1 protein-coding gene is annotated in these 1,058 nt (G+C 54.7%); it reads left to right on the top strand.

Going from position 1 to position 1,058, the window contains the following annotated elements; translation table 11 throughout:
- Positions 1-1,058: UxaA family hydrolase (locus tag R7Z41_RS24370; RefSeq protein ID WP_318141688.1), on the top strand; the 1,058-nt coding region annotated here is incomplete at both ends.

Genomic DNA, 1,058 nt, shown 5'->3' with positions numbered 1-1,058 from the left:
GAAGTGATTGGTTACGCCGTGCGTGCAATCCCACGCGGAAGCTGGATCGACGAATCAATGGTTGTACTACCGGAAGCGCCGCCGTTACACACGCTGCCACTGGCAACCAAAGTCCCGGAACCCTTACCGCCGCTGGAAGGATACACCTTTGAGGGCTATCGCAATGCCGATGGCAGCGTGGGCACCAAAAACCTGCTCGGTATCACCACCAGCGTCCACTGTGTGGCAGGCGTGGTGGACTATGTAGTAAAAATCATTGAACGCGATCTGCTACCGAAATACCCGAACGTCGATGGCGTGGTGGGGCTGAATCATTTGTACGGCTGTGGCGTGGCGATTAACGCACCGGCGGCAGTTGTACCTATCCGTACCATTCACAATATTTCGCTGAATCCTAACTTTGGCGGCGAAGTAATGGTGATTGGTCTGGGTTGTGAAAAGTTGCAGCCTGAGCGCCTGCTGGTCGGCACGGATGATGTGCAAGCTATTCCAGTAGAAAGCGCCAGCATTGTCAGTTTGCAGGATGAAAAGCATGTCGGTTTTCAGTCCATGGTCGAGGATATTTTGCAGGTCGCCGAACGCCATCTACAAAAACTGAATCAACGTCAGCGAGAAACCTGTCCGGCTTCAGAACTGGTTGTCGGCATGCAGTGCGGTGGCAGCGATGCCTTTTCTGGCGTAACGGCAAACCCGGCGGTTGGCTATGCGTCTGATCTACTGGTGCGCTGCGGCGCAACGGTGATGTTTTCAGAAGTAACGGAAGTGCGTGACGCGATCCATCTGCTGACACCACGCGCAGTGAACGAAGAGGTCGGCAAACGGCTGCTGGAGGAGATGGAGTGGTACGATAACTATCTCAATATGGGAAAAACCGACCGCAGCGCCAACCCTTCGCCGGGCAACAAGAAAGGCGGTCTGGCAAACGTGGTAGAGAAGGCACTCGGCTCCATTGCTAAATCGGGTAAAAGCGCAATTGTTGAAGTGCTGTCGCCCGGTCAACGCCCGACTAAACGCGGATTAATTTACGCCGCGACGCCAGCCAGCGATTTTGTCTGTGG

The sequence above is a fragment of the Vibrio sp. 1457 genome, assembly GCF_033340195.1.
GTDB classification, from domain to species: domain Bacteria; phylum Pseudomonadota; class Gammaproteobacteria; order Enterobacterales; family Vibrionaceae; genus Vibrio; species Vibrio alginolyticus.
The sequence above is the reverse complement of the archived record's forward strand: the minus strand, read 5'-3'. Positions and strand labels throughout refer to the sequence as shown.